Raw genomic sequence first — 20,230 nt, 5'->3', positions numbered from 1 at the left:
CAATATCCAGTTTGCTGTCATGGCGCGGCGTGATAATCAGCCGCGCATGACCCAGACCTCTTCCCATTCTCCCATCCACGTCGTCGGCGGCGGGCTCGCGGGCTCCGAAGCCGCGTGGCAGATCGCAAACGCCGGCGTTCCCGTCATCCTGCACGAGATGCGCGGCGTGCGCGGCACCGATGCCCACAAGACGGACCATCTGGCCGAACTCGTCTGTTCCAACTCCTTCCGCTCGGACGATGCGACCGCCAATGCCGTCGGCGTCATTCATGCGGAAATGCGCATGGCGGGATCGCTGATCATGGCCTGCGCCGACAAGCACCAGGTGCCGGCCGGCGGCGCGCTGGCTGTCGATCGCGACGGGTTCTCGGAAGCCGTCACGCGCGCGGTGCATGATCATCCGCTCATATCAGTCGTGCGCGAAGAGATCACCGGTCTTCCGCCGAAGGAGTGGGACCTGGCGATCGTCGCCACCGGCCCGCTGACGGCGCCGTCGCTTGCGAGCGCCATCCAGGCCGAGACGGGTGCTGATGCCCTCGCCTTCTTCGATGCCATCGCCCCGATCGTCTACCGCGAGAGCATCGACATGGATATCTGCTGGTATCAGTCGCGCTACGACAAGGTCGGCCCCGGCGGCACCGGCAAGGACTACATCAACTGCCCGATGGACGAAGCGCAGTATAACGCCTTCGTCGATGCGCTGATCGCCGGCGACACCGTTGGTTTCAAGGAGTGGGAAGGCACGCCCTATTTCGACGGCTGCCTGCCGATCGAGATCATGGCCGAGCGCGGCCGCGAGACGCTGCGCCACGGGCCGATGAAGCCGATGGGGCTGACGAATGCGCATAATCCGACGGTGAAGGCCTATGCCGTCGTGCAGCTGCGCCAGGACAATGCGCTCGGCACGCTCTACAACATGGTCGGCTTCCAGACGAAGCTGAAATACGGCGCGCAGACCGAAATCCTCAAGATGATCCCGGGATTGCAGAACGCCGAGTTCGCCCGTCTCGGCGGCCTGCACCGCAACACCTATATCAACTCGCCGACGCTGCTCGACGGTTCGCTGACGCTGAAGTCGCGGCCGGGCCTGCGCTTCGCGGGCCAGATCACCGGCTGCGAGGGCTATGTCGAAAGCGCCAGCGTCGGCCTGCTCGCCGGCCGGTTCGCGGCTGCTGAGCGCAAGGGCGAAGCAGTCTCGCTGCCGCCGGCAACGACGGCGCTCGGTTCGCTGCTCGGACATATCACCGGCGGGCATATCAGCAACGACGAGGAACCGGGCAAGCGCTCCTTCCAGCCGATGAACATCAATTTCGGACTATTCCCGGAACTCGAGCCGGGCTCGATCGTCAAGCCGGAGGGCGTGAAGCGTTTCCGCGGCAAGGACAAGACGATCATGAAGCGGCAGCTGATCGCCAAGCGGGCTCTCGCCGATTGCGCGACGTGGCTTGGCGATACAACGCCGGTGGCGAAGACGGCCTGATCAGGCCGCTTTGCTCACAAGCCAAGACAGGTCAGTGGGTCACCGGCCCATTGGCCTTCTTCCAGGCGTCGATGCCGCCTTCGATGTGGCATGCCGATGCGATGCCGGCGTCGTGCGCGGCCTGCACAGCCATGGCGGAGCGTTCGCCGAAGGCACAGTAGAAGACCAGGCGCTTGGTGGTCGAGACCCCCAGTTCATGCAGAACGCCGCCGGCGCTGATGCTTTCAGCGAGCGCCGGATAGGGAAAATGCAGCGATGACGGAATGACGCCGTGGCGCTGGCGTTCGCTATCCTCGCGCAGGTCGATCAGCGCGACATCGGGCCGGCCCATGAGATCGAAGACCTGCCGGACGCTCAATGACCATCCGTGGCTGTCGACGTCGTGATGATCCATGCCGATCTTCATGTTGGCCGGCACCGCCACATCCATCATCTTCGGATTGGCGAGCTTCAGATTGTTCATCAGGTCGGCATATTCATCGGCCGAGCGCACCTGCAGGCGCGGGTTGAAGGCCTTCTCCTCGCCGATCGTCGAGACCGTGTCGCCCTTGTAGTCGTGGGCGGGGTAGACGAGCGTCGTATCGGGCAGCTTCAGCAGGCGGCCGAAGATGGATTCGAACTGGGCACGCGGATCGCCGTTCTGGAAGTCGGTACGGCCGGTGCCCCGGATCAAGAGCGTGTCGCCGGTGAAGACACGGTCGGGCAGGACGAAGCTGTAGCTATCGTCGGTGTGGCCGGGCGTATAGATGACATCGAGCGACAGCCCCTCGATGGTCAACCTGTCATTGTCCGACAGGCGCATCGAGACGACATCGGCCTTGGTCTGCTCCCCCATCACGGTCGTGCAGTGGGTCTTGTCGCGCAGGGCGCCAAGACCGGTGATGTGATCGGCGTGCAGATGCGTGTCCACCGCCTTGACCAGCTTCAGGTCGAGTTCGTGGATGAGCTGCAGGTAGCGATCGACCTTCTCCAGGACCGGATCGATGATCAGCGCCTCCCCGCCCCGCCTGCTTGCCATCAGGTAGGAGTAGGTGCTGGATGCGGGATCGAAAAGCTGACGGAAGATCATCTTCGCCTCCTGCGTTCTGTCCGAGATCGATGTCCCGCGATCGGGCTTAGCCCTTCGGCTGCGGCACGATGCGGATGTAGGGCTTGGGCGACACCCAGCCGTCAGGGTACTGCTTCTTGGCGTCCTCGTCGGAGACCGAACCGGCAATGATGACGTCGCCGCCATTCTGCCAGTTGGCCGGCGTCGCGACCTTGTGCTTGGCGGTCAGCTGCAGAGAATCGATGACGCGGATGACTTCGTCGAAGTTGCGGCCCGTCGTCATCGGGTAGACGAGGATGAGCTTGATCTTCTTGTCCGGGCCGATGACGAAGACGTTGCGAACCGTCTGGTTGTCGGACGCGGTGCGGACGGTCGGATCACCCGACACGGCTGCCGGCAGCATGTGGTAGAGCTTGGAGACGTTGAAATCGACGTCGGCGATCATCGGGTAGTTGGGGCGCGTTCCTTGCGTCTCCTCAATGTCGTTCATCCAGCCGTCGTGGCGATCCAGCGGATCGACGGAGAGGCCGATGATCTTGACGCCGCGCTTGTCGAACTCCGGCTTGATCTTCGCCATGTAACCGAGTTCCGTGGTGCAGACCGGCGTGAAATCCTTGGGATGCGAAAACAGGACCGCCCAGGAGCTGCCGATCCAATCGTGAAAATTGATCGTGCCTTCGGTCGTCTGCGCTTCGAAATCGGGAGCAATGTCGTTGATGGCAAGCATAATTACCTCCAATAAGTTGTAGGAAAATTCACAAGGTTTCGCTGAGTGCGCGAAACATGCTCCACTTTGGAGCGTTAGGCAATATGAAACGAAAGAGGTAGCGCGGCCTGAAAATCGCGTGGCTGTCAGGGTCGACAGGGGCCGATATGATCAGTGCATGCCGGCGGAAACCGACAAATCCCGCCATGCGGATTCGCTGGTTTTCACAGAGCCGGTTTGTTAGATTTGCGTTCGACATTCCACGCCACGACAGACCCACCACGCAATGCGGCACGACTTTGAAATGGCTGGCGGCTTTTTCACAAATCGGTCCTGATTTGGGAGCCACCGGCAGCTGAGGAGGAGAAGCTGAGCATGGCATACCAGGTATCGATCCACCCCGCGCTCGATGGCGGGGTCAAGAAGGGCCAGGCGAATTTCGGGGGCGGCACGCTCGTCTGCGCCTGCGCCAGCCGCCCGGTAAAAGTCTCGGTCAAGGGCACGGTCGCCCACAACCATGCCTGCGGCTGCACCAAGTGCTGGAAGCCGAAAGGTGCCGCCTTCTCGGTGGTCGCTGTCGCCTCGACAGACAACGTCACCGTTCTCGAAAATGGCGACAAGCTCGCCGTCGTCGACAAGGACGCGCTGATCCAGCGCCACGCCTGCAAGGAATGCGGCGTTCACATGTACGGCCCTGTCGAGCGCGACCACGCCTTCAAGGGCCTGTCCTTCGTCCACCCCGAACGCTTCCAGGAAGCAGGCTGGCCCGAACCCACCTTCGCCGCCTTCGTCTCCTCGATCATCGAGAGCGGTACGCCACCTTCGGCGATGTCAGGCGTTCGTAGCCGCTTGAACGAGCTCGGGCTTGCGCCCTACGACTGCCTGAACCCGACGCTCATGGATGTACTGGCGACCTTCGCCGCGAAGAAAGCCGGCACGCTGAAGGAGGCGTGAGGATCGAGCTCAGCGTTGACGAAGCCAGCGGCGTCACCAGACGATGACGTCGCTGGTTCCCCTCGCAAATGGTTGAAATATTTGGTACCAAGCCCCGCGCTCCCTCGTCGCCACGACGCGGCGGATCGGGAGCCATCGTACGAGCGCATCGACAGGACACCGACAAACACTCATGCACCATATCTACGTTGACGCAGACGCCTGCCCGGTCAAGCCCGAGGTCCTCAAGGTCGCCGAGCGGCTGAGCATCGAAGTGACCTTCGTCGCCAACTCCGGCCTGCGCCCCTCGCGCGACCCGATGGTGCACAACGTCATCGTTTCCAACGCCTTCGACGCCGCCGACAACTGGATCGCCGAACATGCCGGCCCGGGCGACGTCGTCGTCACCGCCGACGTTCCGCTCGCCGTGCGCTGCGTTGCGACGGGCGCCTTCGTCACCGGCCCCACCGGCCGCGTCTTCGACGATACCAATATCGGCATGGCCTCCGCCATGCGCGATCTCGGCGCGCATCTGCGCGAAACCGGCGAAAGCAAGGGCTACAACGCCGCCTTCGGTCCGAAGGACCGCTCCCGTTTTCTCGAAACATTCGATCGGCTGTGCCGCCGCGCCAAGGCCGTCACGCCACCACCAGGAGAATAGAATGAACATCATTTCCCAGGCGACCGCCTTCGGCGGCATGCAGGGCGTTTTCACGCATACGTCCGAGGCCCTGAAGTGCGACATGACCTTCGCGGTCTTCGTGCCGCCGCAGGCGATCGAAAAGCCCTGCCCGGTTTTGTGGTATCTCTCGGGCCTCACCTGCACCCACGCCAACGTCATGGAAAAGGGCGAGTATCGCCGCATGGCGGCCGAGCTCGGCCTGATCATCGTCTGCCCCGATACCAGCCCGCGCGGCAACGACGTGCCGGATGAACTGACCAACTGGCAGATGGGCAAGGGCGCCGGCTTCTATCTGAACGCCACCGAAGAGCAATGGGCCGAAAACTACCAGATGTACACCTACATCACCGAGGAACTGCCCGCCTTCATCCGCCCGCACTTCCGCATGGATATGGATCGCCAGGGCATCTTCGGCCATTCCATGGGCGGCCATGGCGCCATGACCATCGCACTGAAGAACCCCGGCCGCTTCAAGAGCTGCTCGGCCTTCGCGCCGATCGTCGAGCCTTCGACCGCCGACTGGTCCGCCCCCGCCTTCGAAAAATATCTCGGCTCAGACCGCGCCGCATGGCGTCAGTACGATGCCTGCGCCTTGGTCAAGGATGGCGCACGCTTCCCGGAATTCCTGATCGACCAGGGCAAGGCCGACGGCTTCCTGGAAAACGGCCTGCGCCCCTGGCTCTTCGAAGAGGCGATCAAGGACACCGACATAAAGCTGACGCTGCGCATGCACGAACGCTACGACCACTCTTACTACTTCATCTCGACCTTCATGGACGATCACCTGAAGTGGCACGCCGAGCGTCTCGGCTGATAAATGCTGAAAACACGATCGGCCCCGAAAGGGGCCGGTCGGTTGATGCGCTCGTCCCCGGCGCATCCTTCATGTTGCTTTGATCAGACGGCGCCGCGGGACAGGCCCGCGGCTGTCAGATCAGGCCTTGTTCTTGTCGATCGCAAAAGCGCCGGCGCCGGTGAACACCAGGGCCAGGAAGACGAAGCAATACAGGATTGCCGCTTCGCCGCCGTTCTCGGCCGGGAAGAAGCCGCGCGGCTGGTGCGCCATGAAGTAGGCGACCGCCATCTGGCCCGACAGGATGAAGGCAACCGGGCGGGTGAAGAAACCGACGAGGATCGCCAGACCGCCAATGGTCTCAAGCAGAGCAGCGAAAAGGATCAGCGGCGGCAGCGGACCGCCTTCACCCTGGGGAATCGGGAAGGCGAAAAGCTTCATCGTGCCGTGCTCGATGAAGAGCAGAGCGGTGATGATGCGGAGCGCGGCCAATGCGTACGGCTGGTACGCGTTAAGGCGTTCGAAACGGGGCATAAAACTCTCCTTAGGTCAAAAGACAGAGGAGCGTTAGCGATCTGGTTGAAAACAGAGAAGTCACGATATCGGCCATTCCCATCACATCCGCTTGATTTTCATTGATTTTCCACGGCTTCTTCACCTTAAAGGGGAATATTGTCGTGTTTCTTCCAGGGATTGGTAAGATCCTTGTTACGCAGCATCTTCAATCCGCGCGCCAACCGTCTGCGGGTCGAGTGCGGCATGATCACCTCATCGACATAGCCTCGCTCGGCCGCCACGAAGGGAGAGAGGAACCGCTCCTCGTACATCTTCGTATGTTCGGCGATCTTTTCGGGATCGGCGATATCCTTGCGGAAGATGATCTCGACCGCGCCCTTGGCGCCCATGACGGCGATTTGCGCCGTCGGCCAGGCATAGTTCAGATCCCCGCGCATATGCTTCGACGCCATGACATCGTAAGCCCCACCGAACGCCTTGCGGGTAATGACGGTCAGCTTCGGCACGGTCGCCTCGGCATAGGCAAAGAGCAGCTTCGCCCCGTGTTTGATCAACCCGCCATATTCCTGCGCCGTGCCCGGAAGGAAGCCCGGCACATCCACGAAGGTGACAATCGGGATGTTGAAGCAATCGCAGAAGCGCACGAAGCGCGCCGCCTTGCGTGAGGCATCGCTGTCGAGAACGCCGGCCAGCACCATCGGCTGGTTGGCAACGAAGCCGACGGTCGAACCCTCGATCCGCCCGAAGCCGCAGACGATATTCCTGGCGAAGCTCGCCTGGATCTCGAAGAAATCCCCCTCGTCCGCCGTCTTCAGGATCAGTTCCTTGATGTCGTAAGGCTTGTTGGCGTTGGCGGGCACCAGCGTATCCAGCGACGCATCGGCTTCCGTCACCGACTGGTAACATTCGATCTCCGGCACCGGAGAGGTGTTCGACTGCGGCAGCAGATCGATCAGCCGCCTCACCTGCAGCAGCGCCTCGACATCGTTGTCATAGGCGCCGTCGGCGATCGAGGATTTCGTCGTGTGCACCGAGGCGCCGCCGAGCTCTTCCGCCGTCACCGTCTCGTTGGTCACGGTCTTGACGACGTCAGGGCCGGTCACGAACATGTAGGAGGTGTCGCGCACCATGAAGATGAAATCGGTCATGGCGGGCGAATAGACGTCGCCGCCGGCGCAAGGCCCCATGATGACGGAAATCTGCGGAATGACGCCCGAGGCGAGCACATTGCGCTGGAACACCTCGGCATAGCCGCCGAGTGCTGCCACACCCTCCTGGATGCGCGCGCCGCCGGCGTCGTAGATCCCGATGATCGGCGCGCGGTTCTTCAGCGCCATGTCCTGGACCTTGATGATCTTCTCGGCATGCGCTTCCGACAGCGACCCGCCGAAGACCGTGAAATCCTTGGCGAAGACGAAGACCGTGCGGCCATTGACCGTGCCCCAGCCGGTCACCACGCCATCGCCGGCGATCCGGCTCTTCTCCATGCCGAAATCGTTGGAGCGGTGTTCGACGAACATGCCGAACTCCTCGAAGGACCCCTCGTCGAGAATGAGATCGATGCGCTCGCGCGCGGTCAGCTTGCCACGCTTGTGCTGCGCCTCGATCCTGGCCTCCCCGCCACCCTTGCGGGCGATGTCACGGCGGCGTTCGAGCTCTTCGAGAATTTCCTTCAAGGCGACCTCCCGGTTACGGCGCGCTTATTCCGAGCCCGGGCTGAGCGTGAAGATCGACCGGATACGCGCTGCGATGTTTTCAGCAAGAATTTCTTCCGATGCATCGGAAAGGTTCGAGCGGCTGAGCACGTCGAACGTCGACACGGCGATCACGGTGCCGTCTTCGACGGAAGCCGCGTCAACCGTTATCTTCGCCGAGCTCTGGCTCTTGTCATAGCCCTGCCCCGTCGTGACGGAGACGACGCGGATGGTGAGCACGACGCGCGGATAGACCTCGGTGCGAACCGTGGCATTGATCGCCTTGTTGACGCGATCACCCACGCCCGCGAGCACCGCGGGCGGCACTTTCGGGCCGGAAACGACCACGGCGCTGCGTACGTCGTAAATTGGTCCCGGCGGCTCCTTGTGCATCAGCGAGCCGCAGGAAATCAGCGCCAAACCCGAAACGAGCGCGATAAAAGACAGTAAAATTTTTGAAATAACCGACTGAAACATATTCATGACGAAAAACCGCGTCCACCCCATTAAGAGTCGCGATCTTCGTCATAAAGACGGTCATGGCAATCTATTTCAGCCCTTCAGTGCCAAAAAAGCACGCGTGGCCGCCAGAAAATCGATGAAACGCAGCGCGCGGCGCTCTTCCGCCTCTTCATCGCTGCCCCAGTGCTCGATCGTCCAGTCCTCTTCGAGATGCGCCAGCGACCACACCTCGGTTTCATCGAGCTCGCCTTCGGCAAAAGCCAGCGCCAGAAGTGCGGATCCCGTCAGCGTCGTGATCGTGTGCAGCACCGCGAGCGCGATCGCATTGTCGTGCTTGCGCAGCCCCGCCGAAAACGCGGCAATCGCGCTCTGCGGCTGCTGCTGATGCACGATGCCCTCGGCGAGGATGAAGCGCGCGCCGAGCGCGTTCGACGCCCAGTCGAGCACCGGATCCCAGAGCTTGGTCTGCCGCGCTACCAGTTCTTCCGGCCCCTCGGCGCGGTAGCAGAGCATATCGGTACCGGAAAAGCGCAGAATATCTTCGAAGACGGCCTGCGTGTCGGTCGAAACGCCGTCAATCGCCGTGTTGATCAGCTTGGTCAACGGCATGGCTGCAGGGTCGATCTCGTCGCCCTGTGCCTTCCACTCGTCAGCCATCAGCTCGGCAAGCTTGCGTGTCGGCGCAGCCAGAAGATTGCGGGCCGGCGTGCGCACGGCCTTGCCGTCGAGTTCGACGACGAAGCCGGCTTCGGCGCCTTGGGCCTCGCTCACCGAGACGTCCGTGTAGAAGCGCTTGGGGAGCGGCTTCTTCATCTGGATCTGCGCGCGGCGGATCGGATCGGGATGGCTCAGCCCCTCGGACAGGTCGTTCAACAGATCACGCATGGCTCACCTCAGGAAAAATGCTTCAGAATATCGGCCGGATGATAGGCGATGGTATCGGCGCCGGCCGCAATCAGATCATCGACGCTGGCATAGCCCCAACTGACACCGATCGCCGTGGCGCCCGCCGCCTTCGCCATCTGCATATCGTAAATCGCGTCGCCGATGACAATGGTATCGGCGGGATTCATCCCCGTTTCGCTGCAGCATTCCGTCACCATGGCCGGATGCGGCTTCGACGGGCAATCGTCGGCGGTGCGCGACACGATGAAATCGCGGGAAAATCCGTGCGTCTCCAGAACATGCACCAGCCCGCGACGCGACTTGCCGGTCACGGCGCCGATCAGCACCTCGTCCTTCTCCGCCAGCGTGCGGATCAGCTCACTGATGCCATCGAACAGCGGCACATCGACACCGGCTTCGGCGCGCACATCGGCGTAGATCGCCTTGTAATGCGCCGTCATCGCCACCGCCTCGTCGTCCACATGCGGCTTGCCCAGCATGCGCGCAATGGCGATATCGAGCGTCAGGCCAATGATCGCCTTCGTCTGCGAGAGTTCGGGCCGGTCATGACCGAAATGCACGAAGGTCCGCGCCATCACCTCATGGATCAGCGCGGCGCTATCGACCAGCGTGCCGTCGCAATCGAACAATGCCAGTTTCATGCCGGAATTCATTCGAAATCTTCCCGGTCAGCCTCAGCCAGATCGAGGCCGAGCAGGTTCCAGGTCTGGACCATGTGCGGCGGCAGCGGCGCGGTCACTCGCAGGCGCCCGCCATTCGGATGCGGAATATCGATCTTGCGGGCGTGCAGATGCAAACGCTTCTGGATGCCGCCGGGGAAATCCCAATTGTGGTCGTCGTCGAAATATTTGGGGTCGCCGATAATCGGATGACCGATATGCAGCGCGTGGACGCGCAGCTGGTGCGTGCGGCCGGTATAGGGTTCCATCTCCAGCCAGGCGAGGTTCTGCGCCGCCGTCTCGCGCACCTTGTAATAGGAGATCGCGTGGTCGGCGCCCTCCTCGCCATGCTTGCAGACCCGCATACGGTCTCCATCCGGCGTCTGTTCCTTCACCAGCCAGGTCGAGATCTTGTCCTCGTGCTTGCGCGGCACGCCCTTGACCAGCGACCAGTAGGTCTTCTTGGTGTCGCGCTCGCGAAACGCCGCCGTCAGCTTCTGCGCGGCACCGCGCGTACGGGCGATGACGAGCACGCCTGACGTGTCGCGGTCGAGACGGTGCACGAGGCGCGGCTTCTCGCCCTTCGGGCTCGTCCAGGCCTCCAGCATCTTGTCGATGTTGCGGGTCACACCGGAACCGCCCTGCACGGCAAGGCCGGCCGGCTTGTTGAGCACGATCACCTTGTCGTCCTCATGCAGCACCATGCGTTGCAGCAGCTCGTAGTCGCCGCCGTGCTTGAGATCGTGGCTGGCGATCGGCCCGGCCTTCTTGGCGTCGACATCGAGCGGCGGCACGCGCACCACCTGCCCCGGCTGCACGCGCGCATCGGTCTTCACGCGACCGCCATCGACACGCACCTGGCCGGAACGCATCAGCTTCTGCAGCGGACCGAATCCGAGGCCGGGATAGTGGATCTTGAACCAACGATCGAGGCGCATGCCCGCCTCGTCGGCTTCGACGGTAATATGTTCAATGCCAGCCATGTCTGTACTTTCGGAAAGAGTTGCCGGCACCAGGCGCGGCCTTTGCCGCTGGCTTTAGAGTATTTTACGCAAAAACGGAAACCTGAATCTCAGGTGCGCTCTCAGATCAACGCCCGCATGATCGCAAGCCCGGCGAAAACCGCCACCATCGACAGCCCCACGCTCGCCACCATATAGACCGCCGCCGACGCCATCGCCCCGCGCTCGATCAGCGAGATGGCATCCAGCGAAAAGGCGGAGAATGTGGTGAAGCCACCGAGAAAGCCGGTGATCAGCAGCAGTCGTAATTCGTTCGACGCATTGAAACGCCGCGCGATCAGCTCCGCGAAGACGCCGATCACGAAACATCCCAGAACATTGACGACCAGCGTCCCCCACGGAAAGTTCGGGCCCATCAGCCGCAACGACCACTGGCCGACGTAGTAGCGAAGCACGGAACCGATGGCGCCGCCGACGGCGACGAGAAGAGCCTGGATCATAGGCTTTGTGTAGCGCAGGCCGGATGCCTTGCCAATTGATGGCTAAAGATTCGGTTCACCGCTCCACCTCAATAGCTGCACGGCCGGTCGTTGTTGAAGCCATAGGCGCAGGCCGAGTTCAGCGGCATGCGGGCATCGCGGCTTTGCTCCGTCGAGGTGCAGGCCGTGGCTATGAAGGCGGTGACGACAAGCGCTCCCGCCAGGGCAAGAGAGTGAAAACGGCGCATCTGAACGTCTCCTCTGAAGGACCGGTACTGTTTTGTTGTCGAGTAATGCGGGAAGTAACGCGGCAATGAGGCAGATATAGCGGCGCAATACATTCGCACTATAGCTTAAGAGCCGGAATTAAGCACAAGAACAATCACGATCGATCATATTTTAGCGATATTCTTAGCGGGACAGGAAGGTCCGCTGTCCTAAATCTGTCACATGACAGTTCTGGTTGGTTCCATTTCGGCAAGTACGGCGGCCGCGGCGTTTGAAGCGCTGCGCATCCCCCCGCGCGTGTCGGCCAGCACTGCCGCCAAGGATGCCCGCAAGGTGGCCGACATCAAGCGCCGGACCGATGCCGGCCAGGATACCGATGAATCGGCCGCCGTCATCAACTCCACCGAAGTCGCGCTCGACCTGATGACCATGGGCCAGCGCCAGCCGCAGGCCGCCCTGCAGCAGGCTCTCAAGCTTTACGAAGAAGACTGAGACCACCCGTCCCGATCGATCCGAAATTCGACCGACCAAGAAGACCGCGACAAAAAATTGCTCGCCGGCGACATTCCCCCTTGCCAAGCACCGCCATCGCCAGATAATTGCGCTCAACCTTGTTGGGAGAAGCCGGCTCGTCGCAGCCGGTGCCGAAGGAGCAACCGCCCCGGAAACTCTCAGGCAAAAGGACCAGCAAGGGGCAGACGGAACTCTGGAGAGATGCGTTCTCGAAACGCACGCCGAAGGGATAACAATCTCAGGCAAACAGACAGAGGGGGCTCGAAACAAGGCGCAACCGCGCCCGAATATTTGAGCCCGCGCATGGAACCCACGCGCAAACACCGGAGGCGTCCTTGGACGATACTGCTGCCCTGAAGAAAACCCCGCTGCATGACCTGCATCTGTCGCTCGGCGCCCGCATGGTACCGTTTGCGGGCTATGACATGCCGGTGCAATATCCGGCCGGCGTGATGAAGGAACATCTGCAGACCCGCGCAGCCGCCGGTCTCTTCGATGTGTCCCACATGGGCCAGGTCGTCATCAAGGCGAAATCGGGCAAGTATGAGGACGTCGCACTCGCGCTCGAAAGCCTCGTTCCCGTCGACATCCTCGGTCTTGCCGAGGGACGCCAGCGCTACGGTTTCTTCACCGATGAAAACGGTGGCATTCTCGACGACCTGATGATCACCCATCTTGACGACCACCTCTTCGTCGTCGTCAACGCCGCCTGCAAGGATGCCGACGTCGCGCATCTTCAGAAGCACCTCTCCGACACCTGCGACATCACGGTGCTCGACCGCGCGCTGATCGCGCTGCAGGGCCCGCGCGCCGTCGAGGCTCTGGCCGAACTCTGGGCCGACGTCGCCGCCATGAAATTCATGGACGTGCGCCACTGCCGCCTGCACGACGTCTCCTGTCTCGTCTCGCGCTCCGGCTACAGCGGCGAGGATGGCTACGAGATTTCGATCCCCTCGGACATGGCCGTCGACGTCACCAAGCGGTTGCTCGAGCATCCCGACGTCGAGCCGATCGGCCTCGGCGCCCGCGACAGCCTGCGCCTCGAAGCCGGCCTCTGCCTCTACGGCAACGACATCGACACCACCACGACCCCCGTCGAGGCAGCCCTCGTCTGGGCCATCCAGAAGGCTCGCAAGACCGACGGCGCCCGCGCCGGCGGCTTCCCCGGCGCTGAGCGCATCCTCTCCGAACTCGACAACGGCGCCACCCGCCGCCGCGTCGGTCTGAAACCCGACGGCAAGGCGCCGGTGCGCGGCCACGCCAAGCTCTACGCCGACCAGGAAGGCAAGACCGAAATCGGCGAAGTGACGTCGGGCGGCTTCGGCCCGAGTGCCGAAGGCCCGGTCGCCATGGGCTACGTGCCGGTCGGCTCATCCGAAGTCGGAACGATCGTCTACGCCGAGGTTCGCGGCAAGTACCTGCCGGTGACAGTCGCGGCCCTGCCCTTCGTCGCTCCGACTTACAAGCGATAAGACCATGAGCGCGGCGGCGATCCATATCGTTGCACTGCCTGTTCAGGCGCACTGTTCGCAGGCCGCTATCGTTAGCGATGCGCGCGGATTACCCCCCTCTGCCCTGCCGGGCATCTCCCCCACAGGTGGGGAGATTGGCTGGGCGCGCCCGCTCGCTCGACCTTCATTGTTTGGCGTAGACCTCGCCACTCGCCGATCTCCCCCCTTGTGGGGGAGATGTCCGGCAGGACAGAGGGGGGTATCGCCAGGCACAGCCTTCAGTACCTACACCACCCAAACACCCCATTCCCCAGAGAGGATCATCCCATGCTGAAATTCACCGAAGAACACGAATGGCTGCAGATCGAAGCCGGTGTCGCCACCGTCGGCATCACCACCTACGCCGTCGAGCAGCTCGGCGATCTGGTGTTCGTGGAACTGCCTGAAGTCGGCGCCACCTTCGGCAAGAACGACAACGCGGCCACCGTCGAATCCGTCAAGGCCGCCTCGGATGTCTACTGCCCGCTCGCTGGCGAGATCACCGAAGTGAACCCCGCCATCGTCGCCGATCCGTCGCTGGTCAATTCCGACCCGCAGGGCGCCGGCTGGTTCTTCAAGCTGAAGCTCGCCAATGCCGCCGATGCCGACGGCCTGCTCGACGAAGCGGCCTACAAGGAGCTCACCGCGTAATGACGACGCCGACGGAATTCCAGTTTACCGACTACCAGCCCTACGACTTCGCCAATCGTCGTCACATCGGCCCCTCGCCGGCTGAAATGACCGATATGCTCAAGGTCATCGGCTATAACAGCCTCGACGGGCTGATCGACGCGACCGTCCCGCCCTCCATCCGCCAGAAGGCGCCGCTCCTCTGGGGCGCGCCGATGACGGAGCGCGAGGCGCTCGACAAGCTGCGCGAAACCGCCAACAAGAACAAGGTCCTGACCTCGCTGATCGGCCAGGGCTATTACGGCACGATCACACCGCCAGTCATCCAGCGCAACATCCTGGAAAACCCGGCCTGGTACACGGCCTATACGCCCTACCAGCCGGAAATTTCCCAGGGCCGCCTCGAGGCGCTCCTGAACTATCAGACGATGATCTGCGACCTCACCGGCCTCGACGTCGCCAACGCCTCGCTGCTTGATGAAGCGACCGCTGCCGCCGAAGGCATGGCGATGGCAGAGCGCGTCTCCAAGTCGAAGGCCAAGGCCTTCTTCGTCGACGCCGCCTGCCATCCGCAGACGATCGAGCTGATCAAGACCCGCGCCGAGCCGCTCGGCTGGAGCGTCGTCATCGGCAACCCCTTTACCGATCTCGACCCGGTCGACGTTTTCGGCGCCATCTTCCAGTATCCGGGCACGCACGGCCATGTGCATGATTTCACCGGCCTGATCTCGCGCCTGCACCAGACCGGCGCCATCGCCATCGTCGCCGCCGACATCCTGGCGCTGACGCTTCTGAAGTCGCCTGGCGAAATGGGCGCGGACATCGCCATCGGCTCGTCGCAGCGCTTCGGCGTTCCCGTCGGCTACGGCGGCCCGCACGCGGCCTACATGTCGGTCAAGGACGCCCACAAGCGCTCCATGCCCGGCCGCCTCGTTGGCGTTTCGGTCGATGCCCGCGGCAACCGCGCCTATCGCCTGTCGCTGCAGACCCGCGAACAGCACATCCGCCGCGAAAAGGCGACGTCGAACATCTGCACCGCGCAGGTTCTGCTCGCCGTCATGGCCTCGATGTATGCCGTCTTCCATGGCCCCAAGGGCATCAAGGCGATCGCCCAGCAGGTCCACCAGAAGGCCGTGCTGATGGCCAAGGGCCTGGAGAAGCTCGGCTACACCATCGAGCCTGAAACCTTCTTCGACACCATCACCGTCGATGTCGGCCACATGCAGGGCGTCATCCTGCGCGCGGCGGTCGCCGAAGGTGTCAACCTGCGCAAGGTCGGCGCCACCAAGATCGGCATGAGCCTCGACGAGCGTACCCGCCCGGCGACGCTGGAAGCCGTCTGGCGCGCCTTCGGCGGCAACTTCGCCGTCGCCGATTTCGAGCCCAGCTATCGCCTGCCCAAGGGCCTCGCGCGTACCAGCGAGTACCTGACGCATCCGATCTTCCACATGAACCGCGCCGAAAGCGAGATGACGCGTTACATCCGTCGTCTGTCGGACCGCGACCTGGCGCTCGACCGCTCGATGATCCCGCTCGGCTCCTGCACGATGAAACTCAACGCCACTGCGGAAATGCTGCCGATCACCTGGCCGGAGTTTTCGGATATCCATCCCTTCGTGCCGGCTGACCAGGCGCTCGGTTATCGCGAGATGATCGACGACCTGACCGAAAAGCTCTGCGCCGTCACCGGCTACGACGCCTTCTCCATGCAGCCGAACTCCGGCGCGCAGGGCGAATATGCGGGCCTCTTGACGATCCGCAACTACCACATCGCCAACGGCAACGGTCACCGCGACGTCTGCCTGATCCCGACGTCGGCGCACGGCACCAACCCGGCATCCGCCCAGATGGTCGGCATGAAGGTCGTTGTCGTCAAGGTTCGCGAAAACGGCGACATCGACCTCGACGACTTCCGCGCCAAGGCCGAGCAGTATGCCGACAACCTCTCCTGCTGCATGATCACCTACCCCTCGACCCATGGCGTGTTCGAGGAAACGGTGAAGGAGATCTGCGATCTCGTGCACAAGCATGGTGGCCAGGTCTATCTCGACGGCGCCAACATGAACGCCATGGTCGGCCTGTCCCGCCCTGGCGACATCGGCTCCGACGTCTCCCACCTCAACCTGCACAAGACCTTCTGCATCCCGCACGGCGGCGGCGGTCCCGGCATGGGCCCGATCGGCGTCAAGTCGCACCTCGCGCCGCATCTGCCCGGCCATCCTGAGACCGACGGCCGTTCGGGTGCGGTGTCGGCTGCAGCCTTCGGCTCGGCATCCATCCTGCCGATCTCCTGGAGCTACTGCCTGATGATGGGCGGCGAAGGCCTGACGCAGGCGACCAAGGTGGCGATCCTCAACGCCAACTACATCGCCGCCCGGCTGAAGGGCGCCTATGACGTGCTCTACAAGTCCGAGGCCGGCCGCGTGGCGCATGAGTGCATCATCGACACGCGCCCGCTGGTCGACAGCGCAGGCGTGACCGTCGACGACGTCGCCAAGCGCCTGATAGACTGCGGCTTCCACGCCCCGACCATGAGCTGGCCGGTTGCCGGCACGCTGATGATCGAGCCGACGGAATCGGAAACCAAGGCCGAACTCGACCGCTTCTGCGAGGCCATGCTGGCGATCCGCCAGGAAGCCCGCGACATCGAGGAAGGCCGCTCCGACAAGGCCAACAACCCGCTGAAGAACGCCCCGCACACGGTCGAAGACCTCGTCGGCGAATGGGACCGCCCCTATTCGCGCGAACAGGCCTGCTTCCCCCCCGGCGCCTTCCGCGTGGACAAATACTGGTCCCCGGTCAACCGCGTCGACAACGTCTTCGGCGACCGCAACCTGATCTGCACCTGCCCGCCGCTGGAGGCCTACGCCGAAGCGGCCGAATAAGGATACGAGATCGAAACGCCCGGCTTTGTCCGGGCGTTTTGGTGTTTGGGGGATGGTTGATCTGGTCGGGGACTGACGGACGAGGAGCGTGATACCCATCATCGCCAACCCATTGATCGAGCGCCACAATCCTCTCTCGACCGTCATCCTCGGGCTTGTCCCGAGGATCTGCCAACGCCCGCCAAAATCGTTACGGTCATGGACAAAACCACCGCTGGCACCCACGCCAATTCATCCGCACCGTTGCATTCCGGGCAACGTGCTTAGATCCTCGGCACGAGGCCGAGGATGACGCCGTGGGGATACTAACGTCCGGGAAACGTCGGATAAAGGGCCGGAAGATTGACTAGGCAGCACGGCAAGCAAAACAAAAACCGTACCACCGCCAACCCATTGATCGAGAATCACAATCCTCTCTCGACCGTCATCCTCGGGCTTGTCCCGAGGATCTGCCGACGCCCACCAAAACCGCTACGGTCATGGACAAAACCACCGCTGGCACCCACGTCAATTCATCCGCACTGTTGCATTCCGGGCGACGTGCTTAGATCCTCGGCACGAGGCCGAGGATGACGCCGTGGGGATCCTAACGTCCGAGAAAACGCCGGACAAAGGGCCGGAAGATTGACTAGGCAGCACGGCAAGCAAAACAAAAAACATACCACCGCCAACCCATTAATCGAGAATCACAATCCTCTCTCGACCGTCATCCTCGGGCTTGTCCCGAGGATCTGCCGACGCCCACCAAAACCGTTACGGCAGTGGACAAAACCATCCGCCGGCACCCACGCCAATTTATCCGCCCCCTTGAATTCCGAGCGACGTGCTTAGATCCTCGGCACGAGGCCGAGGATGACGCCGTGGGGATGCTAACGACCGGGAAAACATGGGACCAACGGCCGGAAGATTGACTAGGCAGCACGGCAAGCAAAACAAAAACCATACCACCGCCAACCCATTGATCGAGAATCACAATCCTCTCTCGACCGTCATCCTCGGGCTTGTCCCGAGGATCTGCCAACGCCCATCAAAACCGTTACGGTCATGGACAAAACCACCGCTGGCACCCACGCCAATTTATCCGCCCCCTTGCATTCCGAGCAACGTGCTTAGATCCTCGGCACGAGGCCGAGGATGACGCCGTGGGGATGGGAACGCCGAGAAAACGCCGGACAAAGGGCCAACCACACCCGCAACGGTCATTGACCAACACCCGACAACCAACAGGAAGCCAACAGCCCAATGCCCGACCTCAAAGGCTTCCACTACCGCGCGACATCAACCACCGACACTCGCCCACCGCTCCTCCTCCTGCACGGCAGCAGCCGCGACGAGACCGAACTCCCGCCGCTGGCGGAAACCGCCGCCCCCGGCTGGCCATACCTGTCGCTGCGCGGCCCGATCCCCTGGGAGAGCGGCTACGCCTTCTTCCGCCGCAACCCCGACCGCACGCTCGACCAAAACGACCTCGCGCTTCAGACCGAACGTCTGCGCACCTTCATCCAGGCAGCAATCGAGACCGGCCTGTTCACCCACCCACCCATCCTTTTGGGTTTCTCGAACGGCGCCATCATCGCCGCCTCCCTGACGATCCGCGATCCCGACATCGCAGCCGGCGCCATCCTCATCCGCCCGCTCTCGCCCGCCCCCGACGCGATCATACCGACCATGCCCGCCAAGCCCGTCCTCATCCTCTCCGGCGACCGCGACGACCGCCGTTCCCCCGAGGACGCCGTAACAGTCACCCGACAGTTCCAGACGGCCGGCGCCGACGTCACCAGCCATTCGTCTCCGACCGATCACCATCTCCACCCCGACGAACCCGCCATCATCCGCCAATGGCTGGCATCCCGCGTCTTTCCGCTTGCCCACGCCCGCCCGCCGCTTTAAGCAGGCCGCCACGCGACAACAGACAACAGGCGACCGGTCTCATGGCAAAATCCGACGGCGATCTCACCCAGCAGCCCTGGCCGAAGCCCGTCATGCTGGCGCTCGAGGAACCCGGCCAGTATGTGACGATCGACACGACCCAGGCCGCCTCCTGGGCGATGATCGAGGACTGGCCAACGGAAGACGGACCCGCGCTCGACAAGGCGCTTCTCGTCTGCGCCGACGTCATCAAGGGCAAGCGCAGCAACGACGACGCCCGCAAGGCCTTCATCGCCGCCGCCATCGAGGCCGGTATCGATATCAAGAAGGACTGAGCCTGGTGGCTTTACTCAGCCGGCACGGATAGCGGCGGCCCCAGAAATTCCACGTCCCACTTTCCGGCGAATAGATTGAGCGCTGCCGTATCCGGCCGCCCGTCGCGCATGACATCGGCAAGCCCGAGGAAGAAGGCTCGCGCATCGAGCCCGGGCGCGATCAGGATATACTGCCGCGCCGGCCGATCGGTGACATTGACGAAGGCATGCGCCGCTCCACCAGGCACGGTCACGACATCGCCCTCCTCGGCGTAGAACTGCACGCCATCCACTTCGAACAGATACCGCCCCTCCATCACCCGGAAGACCTCAGTCTCCTTGTGCCGATGGCGCGGCGGGCCGAAGCCGGGCGCATTGACCGTGTCGATGAAGCAGAACGCCCCGTCGGTCGTCGACGGATCGACCCGAACGCCGAGCTCCAGCCCGATCGCCGGTATCTTGATGACCTCTTCGGTCGATTTGGAATGAGACGTCTGGATGGCCATGGCAGATTGTCCTCGGGCGAATTGAGACATGCGGCGCAACAGATTGCAGGCAAAAGCCCTATCAAGCCGCCGCCCGCGCCGCCAGCCTCCACAGCAAAAACATGCACGCACCGCGCGCCAAGGATGGCGCCGCAAACGCTTGATACCCTCTGAGATTGCTCTAATCTTCCCTAGTCCGCATGTTCACGCCGCTTTTCATACAGCCGAGGGAGCACTGCATGTCGCCTGTCATCAGAATGATCGCCCGGGAAACAGCGCTTTCCGCCCTGATATCCGCCGTTGCCGTCATCGGCGTGCCGAAGCTCTTCAACCCCGCCGCACCGGTCAATTACCCGCTGGCAATCGGCGTCTTCGCGCTGATGTCGCTCGCCTTCGCCGCCTATGAACTCCTCGTGCGTCGCCGCTAGTCACCAGCTGACGATATGATGCCCGCCGGGACTGTCTGCATGCGCCCGTCATCCCCCAACAGACCCGA

22 protein-coding genes and 2 riboswitches are annotated in these 20,230 nt (G+C 62.8%); of the genes, 11 read left to right on the top strand and 11 right to left on the bottom strand.

The genetic code is table 11. From position 1 onward, the window contains the following. Positions 1-46 precede the first annotated feature (46 nt). Positions 47-1,480, top strand: a complete 1,434-nt coding sequence (gene trmFO, locus ACCD05_RS25645; protein WP_413396254.1) for a methylenetetrahydrofolate--tRNA-(uracil(54)-C(5))-methyltransferase (FADH(2)-oxidizing) TrmFO — start codon at positions 47-49, stop codon at positions 1,478-1,480. Positions 1,481-1,511: 31 nt separating this feature from the next. Here trmFO and ACCD05_RS25640 read toward each other — a convergent pair whose 3' ends face one another. Next, entirely contained in the window at positions 1,512-2,549 is a 1,038-nt protein-coding gene (locus ACCD05_RS25640; RefSeq protein ID WP_018900069.1) for an MBL fold metallo-hydrolase, read from the bottom strand. 46 nt (positions 2,550-2,595) lie between these two features. After that, positions 2,596-3,255 carry a peroxiredoxin gene (locus ACCD05_RS25635; RefSeq protein ID WP_413396252.1) on the bottom strand — a complete coding sequence of 220 codons (660 nt, stop codon included), beginning with the start codon at positions 3,253-3,255 and terminating at the stop codon, positions 2,596-2,598. Positions 3,256-3,609: 354 nt separating this feature from the next. On the opposite strand from ACCD05_RS25635, the gene gfa reads away from it, so the two are divergent. From gfa to fghA, 3 genes are all read left to right on the top strand, one after another. Beyond that, a complete protein-coding gene (gfa, locus tag ACCD05_RS25630) occupies positions 3,610-4,188 on the top strand; it encodes an S-(hydroxymethyl)glutathione synthase (protein WP_413396250.1) in 579 nt (192 codons plus the stop codon). Positions 4,189-4,360: 172 nt separating this feature from the next. Then, complete coding sequence (locus ACCD05_RS25625) at positions 4,361-4,828, top strand: YaiI/YqxD family protein (protein WP_047512089.1); 468 nt, start codon at positions 4,361-4,363, stop codon at positions 4,826-4,828. 1 nt (position 4,829) lies between these two features. Then, positions 4,830-5,663 carry an S-formylglutathione hydrolase gene (gene fghA / locus ACCD05_RS25620; protein ID WP_413396247.1) on the top strand — a complete coding sequence of 278 codons (834 nt, stop codon included), beginning with the start codon at positions 4,830-4,832 and terminating at the stop codon, positions 5,661-5,663. Positions 5,664-5,783: 120 nt separating this feature from the next. On the opposite strand, the gene ACCD05_RS25615 is transcribed toward fghA, so the two are convergent. From ACCD05_RS25615 to ACCD05_RS25580, 8 genes are all read right to left on the bottom strand, one after another. After that, entirely contained in the window at positions 5,784-6,176 is a 393-nt protein-coding gene (locus ACCD05_RS25615) for a DoxX family protein (protein WP_111563593.1), read from the bottom strand. Positions 6,177-6,301: 125 nt separating this feature from the next. Then, positions 6,302-7,834: an acyl-CoA carboxylase subunit beta gene (locus ACCD05_RS25610; protein ID WP_413396245.1), complete on the bottom strand. Its 1,533-nt coding sequence runs from the start codon at positions 7,832-7,834 to the stop codon at positions 6,302-6,304. 24 nt (positions 7,835-7,858) lie between these two features. Beyond that, positions 7,859-8,335: a hypothetical protein gene (locus ACCD05_RS25605; RefSeq protein ID WP_047512403.1), complete on the bottom strand. Its 477-nt coding sequence runs from the start codon at positions 8,333-8,335 to the stop codon at positions 7,859-7,861. A gap of 69 nt (positions 8,336-8,404) precedes the next feature. Further along, positions 8,405-9,199: an ATP12 family chaperone protein gene (locus tag ACCD05_RS25600; RefSeq protein WP_413396243.1), complete on the bottom strand. Its 795-nt coding sequence runs from the start codon at positions 9,197-9,199 to the stop codon at positions 8,405-8,407. An 8-nt stretch (positions 9,200-9,207) separates the two neighbouring features. Then, the gene (locus tag ACCD05_RS25595) at positions 9,208-9,861 is read right to left on the bottom strand and encodes an HAD-IA family hydrolase (RefSeq protein WP_413396241.1); all 654 of its coding nucleotides are present in this window, start codon (positions 9,859-9,861) and stop codon (positions 9,208-9,210) included. A gap of 8 nt (positions 9,862-9,869) precedes the next feature. Further along, entirely contained in the window at positions 9,870-10,862 is a 993-nt protein-coding gene (locus ACCD05_RS25590; protein ID WP_018902332.1) for an RluA family pseudouridine synthase, read from the bottom strand. Between the two features lie 101 nt (positions 10,863-10,963). Further along, complete coding sequence (gene crcB, locus ACCD05_RS25585; protein ID WP_413396239.1) at positions 10,964-11,341, bottom strand: fluoride efflux transporter CrcB; 378 nt, start codon at positions 11,339-11,341, stop codon at positions 10,964-10,966. Positions 11,342-11,409: 68 nt separating this feature from the next. After that, a complete protein-coding gene (locus ACCD05_RS25580) occupies positions 11,410-11,568 on the bottom strand; it encodes a hypothetical protein (protein ID WP_289726479.1) in 159 nt (52 codons plus the stop codon). Between the two features lie 202 nt (positions 11,569-11,770). Here ACCD05_RS25580 and ACCD05_RS25575 point away from each other — a divergent pair, with 202 nt between their 5' ends. From ACCD05_RS25575 to ACCD05_RS25550, 6 genes are all read left to right on the top strand, one after another. Next, positions 11,771-12,040: a hypothetical protein gene (locus ACCD05_RS25575; protein ID WP_018902329.1), complete on the top strand. Its 270-nt coding sequence runs from the start codon at positions 11,771-11,773 to the stop codon at positions 12,038-12,040. A 113-nt stretch (positions 12,041-12,153) separates the two neighbouring features. Further along, positions 12,154-12,241, top strand: a riboswitch (glycine riboswitch). A gap of 3 nt (positions 12,242-12,244) precedes the next feature. After that, a riboswitch (glycine riboswitch) is annotated at positions 12,245-12,325 on the top strand. 71 nt (positions 12,326-12,396) lie between these two features. Further along, positions 12,397-13,533, top strand: a complete 1,137-nt coding sequence (gene gcvT, locus ACCD05_RS25570; protein ID WP_413396236.1) for a glycine cleavage system aminomethyltransferase GcvT — start codon at positions 12,397-12,399, stop codon at positions 13,531-13,533. 306 nt (positions 13,534-13,839) lie between these two features. Continuing rightward, positions 13,840-14,202: a glycine cleavage system protein GcvH gene (gcvH, locus tag ACCD05_RS25565; protein ID WP_056814156.1), complete on the top strand. Its 363-nt coding sequence runs from the start codon at positions 13,840-13,842 to the stop codon at positions 14,200-14,202. Then, entirely contained in the window at positions 14,202-17,066 is a 2,865-nt protein-coding gene (gene gcvP, locus ACCD05_RS25560) for an aminomethyl-transferring glycine dehydrogenase (RefSeq protein ID WP_413396234.1), read from the top strand. The genes gcvH and gcvP overlap by 1 nt, the downstream gene beginning before the upstream one ends. Positions 17,067-18,308: 1,242 nt before the next feature. Further along, complete coding sequence (locus tag ACCD05_RS25555) at positions 18,309-18,956, top strand: alpha/beta hydrolase (protein WP_413396232.1); 648 nt, start codon at positions 18,309-18,311, stop codon at positions 18,954-18,956. Between the two features lie 41 nt (positions 18,957-18,997). Next, positions 18,998-19,270: a DUF982 domain-containing protein gene (locus tag ACCD05_RS25550; RefSeq protein ID WP_413396230.1), complete on the top strand. Its 273-nt coding sequence runs from the start codon at positions 18,998-19,000 to the stop codon at positions 19,268-19,270. Between the two features lie 11 nt (positions 19,271-19,281). Here ACCD05_RS25550 and ACCD05_RS25545 read toward each other — a convergent pair whose 3' ends face one another. Then, positions 19,282-19,755: a cupin domain-containing protein gene (locus ACCD05_RS25545; RefSeq protein ID WP_413396229.1), complete on the bottom strand. Its 474-nt coding sequence runs from the start codon at positions 19,753-19,755 to the stop codon at positions 19,282-19,284. 218 nt (positions 19,756-19,973) lie between these two features. On the opposite strand from ACCD05_RS25545, the gene ACCD05_RS25540 reads away from it, so the two are divergent. Continuing rightward, positions 19,974-20,162 (top strand): hypothetical protein, encoded by a 189-nt coding sequence (locus tag ACCD05_RS25540; RefSeq protein WP_413396227.1) that lies wholly within the window; start codon positions 19,974-19,976, stop codon positions 20,160-20,162. Positions 20,163-20,230 lie beyond the last annotated feature (68 nt).

Source organism: Rhizobium sp. Rhizsp42 (assembly GCF_047304155.1).
GTDB lineage: Bacteria > Pseudomonadota > Alphaproteobacteria > Rhizobiales > Rhizobiaceae > Rhizobium.
Note: the sequence above shows the minus strand (reverse complement) of the source record. Positions and strands in the feature narration are given on the sequence as shown.